Origin of the sequence: Novipirellula sp., assembly GCF_041583735.1 — a bacterium.
GTDB lineage: Bacteria > Planctomycetota > Planctomycetia > Pirellulales > Pirellulaceae > Novipirellula.
In genome coordinates this window covers 1-3,715 of record NZ_JBFHFD010000775.1, presented here as the reverse complement: position 1 = coordinate 3,715, position 3,715 = coordinate 1, and the positions used below count along the sequence as shown (strand labels likewise).

The following is a 3,715-nucleotide window of genomic DNA, read 5'->3' as shown; positions in this document are numbered from 1 at the left end:
GCGTCACCGTATTTTGATCGCGGAGCGATCAACGACAATTCTCAGCTTGTTGTAAAGGTAGGAACGGCGGGGGCATGCCAAAATCCGCCGAATCCGCCGCCCCCCGATTATACACAATCCATAGAGTAGTAGGGACAGCGTTTTTCAATCCCTCTGCTGAAAGATCAGCGAGCCCCAAAACTCGCGGATTTTACGCTTTCGCAGCTAAAATGTAGCGAAACTCGCGAACCGTTTCGGCGGGCGGGGGTGTTTCGGCCTGTGGAGGGAAAAAACTGGCACCGCCTTCCCCGGATGCCGTGATCGCACGTTTAGGGGGTCATGCTGTGCAGCAGCGTGTTTAGGTCCATTTTGACGTAGGGGCGGTTGGCTGCCGGTTCCTGGTGCGTGGCGTTGGCGACGTAAAAGACGCCGTCTTCGGGGATGAACAGCACGTTGTGTAGGTTCGACTTCATCGCCACGGGGCGACTCATCAACCATTGGGCTACTTCGACGTCGATCTCGCCGTATCGCTGGCCGATTCGTTCTCGCAGTGCTTCCAGTCGCGAACCCGATGACAACGCCAACACCTCGGGGATTCCTTCGCCGAGTCGCGGATCACTTTGTCCCGGCATGATGAACTCGATCGAATCGGGATCCGCCGCGACACCGACCGCTCGCTTGCTCTTCCCGTCGGCGAACACGTAGTAGTACTCACACGTCCGTGGGCTGTCGTGCCAAAGCGTCATCACTTCGTCCAGCGTCGAGCACTCTTCGAGCGCCCGCCGCATCAAAGTTGCCATCGGAACGCCGTCCCATTGGCCTTCACCATGACCGCCCATTTCACCGAGTGATATCGCTTGGTCGTTCATCCCGCTGACGCTGCCGATGAATCCGGCATAGCCAATGTTTGCAAACGCATGCTTGCCGTCGACCGCAACAATAAAAGTGGTCGCGGCGTCCTGCAGCCCAATCGTGGTCATGTAGTCCAAGACGCGGCCGTGATAAAGTTTGCCGTCTTTGCTCGCGGCGCCCGAGACGGCGAAACCGGAACAGTGAAACAGTTCGGGAAAGACATTGATCGCGTGTGCCGTGGATGGATCAATGTCAACCGCCTTGGCAAACGCCAACGTTTCACGCTTGTGATCCTCAGGAATGTGCGGCGACAGTCGAGCGTAGGCCGCATCAAGGTCGTGACGAAACCATCGTCCCGTGCGAATGGTGTTCACAGTTCCAAAGGTGTACAGCACCGAATCAATACACCGCTGCGACTCTACGGCGAGCAAACGGCCATGGGCCTCCCCGATTTGCTCGGGGGTTCCTTTCAGCAAAACAACACGTTGGCCTTCGATCCAGCGGAGCTCTCCAGCGGGGATTTTGCGGGCTTTTTGCTGTGGCGACGTCAGCAGCCGCGAGGGCGACAGGATCTCCAATGCCCGCCGAGTCCCGCGAGCGATACTGCGTTCGAGTTCCTGACGTTCGAGCGTCACTTGCTTGAAATCCGGCCAATCGTCCACTCTTGCCATCTCGGGCAAGCTGTCTTGGATCGTTAAGGTCCCGCGATGCTGATCGCCGACATTGATCTCAATTTGCTTGCCATCGTTGTGGAATTGCAGAGACGTGGCGTCACGGAGTGTCCAGTGCTGCCGATCCGCGTTGAAATCCATCTTCAATAGTCCCGTCAACATGTGGCCGACCGCCGCGGAGTCGGTTTGCTGAAGCATCGGCACGACCATCGTCAGCATCGAACCGCTTCCGACCATGCGGTCCGTAATCCCCAGCGGTGACAGTTGGTCCGAGACGTCAACATCGCCCGAACCGAGGAAGACGGTTTTATGGTGAGGCAGCGCAAACGCGGTCGCACCGGGCCGCCGGCGAATCCGCACGCTGTAGTCGCTATGGATCAGGTCCAAGTCAAACGACTGGTCATCGAAACGAACCACTCGCCCGTTAACATGCTGGACTTTGCCGTCGACGAGCACATCAATGTCCACCACAACCGAAAAGGATTCGGCACGTCCTGATAAACAGGAAAGCAGCGGCTGCAGATTGTCACCCAGTCGGTTTGCATTTGATTCAGCGTGGACAGGGGCGACCGTCACGCACAGGAGTGAGAAAACAACCGCACGCGAAAACAGGGCAATCATATTGAGTCGGTGATTTGAAGGAGCGGGCGAAGGGAGGCAAATGCCAGCGCACTGCTTGCAGCAATGCTAAGCAACGCGAGGCATTGGATTGTAATAGATCCGCCGCAGTACGAGTGAAGCGTCAAAAAAATAACGGAGCATTTGAAAATGCTGCATGATTGAAATAGCCGAACCGCAATCACGGCTGCTCCTGAATGCCTTGGAGCACATCAGGTTTCTGCACTGGTGTCGCTGGAAAACCGTCATCTGCCTCGAATATTGTCGATTTGTTACCGTTCGAAGGCGGTCGGTTGTGTCGGCGCTCTATCGACTTTGTAAAATCCACAAGATCTAATTGACATTTAAGACGCTATGTCTTACCTTGGGGTTCGTGGCTGATTCGATCCGTTTCCGAGGAGATGCTCCGTGCCAATTCGAGAATCACTGGTAGCGTTGCTAGCCTGTTTCGTATTGGGGGCATCCGTGGCGTCAAGCCAAGAGGTTTTGCAAGGCGATAACACAGCGGGCGCTGCGGTGATGTCATCCTTGGAATTGGCGGATTGGATTGACGAGCAGATTGCCATGCAGCAGAAGGCAGCGGGGCAAGAGTCGCCGCCGATCGTGGACGATGCGACCTTTATGCGGCGAGTCTACTTGGATTTAGTCGGTGCGATCCCAAGCGTACCGATGGTACGAGACTTTCTGTACAGTACCGCGACGCTCAAGCGTGAAGACTTGATCGCTCAGCTGATGCGTGACGATGTGCGGCCTGAGAACTATGCAACACGTCATGCGGAACATCTGGCCCGAATTTGGCGGAGGGCGATGATTCCTCCGAACAGCCCGAATCCTCAGATGGCCGCCGCGTTTGAGCCTTGGCTGCGAGAACAGTTTATTGCAAAGGTTGGTTACGACGAAATCGCTCGCTCGTTGGTGGCACCTGCTGCGGATACATCGCCAATGCAGGACGCGGCGATGCGGCAAGCCACTAGCCCGCTGCAGGTTTATTACCAAGCCAATGGAGGCACCTCGGTTAGTTCCGCGACGGCGGTGACTCGCTATTTTTTGGGGGTTCGCATCGGTTGTGCTCAGTGCCATGATCATCCATTTAGTTCATGGAAAGAGTCGGACTTTTGGGGCATGGCCGCCTTTTTTGAAAATTCCAGCGGGGCCGGTGAATTGCCAAATATCCGCGACGAAGGGGGCGTGTCGCATCAAGCCAAGGTGTTGTGGGGAGAGGTGAATCTTGATCGCGATCAATCGGCGCGTGATGCGCTTGCGGATTGGATGGTGTCGCCCAGCAATCCCAATTTCGCATCGACCGCCGTCAATCGTATCTGGCAATATTTGTGCGGTCGCGGGATCGTTGATGCGGTCGATGATTTGGACCAAGTCAGCGACGAAGAGCGGCAGGTGCTTGATGAGCTCGGCGGCATGTTTGCCGAATCAGGTTTCGACATCCGGTGGTTGATCGAAGGTATCTGTAACAGCAAATTTTACCAGCGAGTTAGTCTTTCCAAAGAACTCGTTCACAGCGACACGGTGACGCTGCGTCCGCTGAAGACGCTGACTCCCGAGCAAGTTTTTGACTCACTCGAGCAAGCTCTCGCGTT

2 protein-coding genes are annotated in these 3,715 nt (G+C 56.0%); one reads left to right on the top strand and one right to left on the bottom strand.

Annotated features, from left to right (window positions below; genetic code table 11):
* Positions 1-308: 308 nt before the first annotated feature.
* Positions 309-2,123 (bottom strand): C45 family autoproteolytic acyltransferase/hydolase, encoded by a 1,815-nt coding sequence (locus ABX962_RS32525; RefSeq protein ID WP_372725854.1) that lies wholly within the window; start codon positions 2,121-2,123, stop codon positions 309-311.
* Positions 2,124-2,528: 405 nt separating this feature from the next.
* On the opposite strand from ABX962_RS32525, the gene ABX962_RS32520 reads away from it, so the two are divergent.
* Positions 2,529-3,715, top strand: a 1,187-nt coding sequence (locus ABX962_RS32520) for a DUF1549 domain-containing protein (RefSeq protein ID WP_372725853.1), incomplete at its 3' end; no start/stop codon positions are given.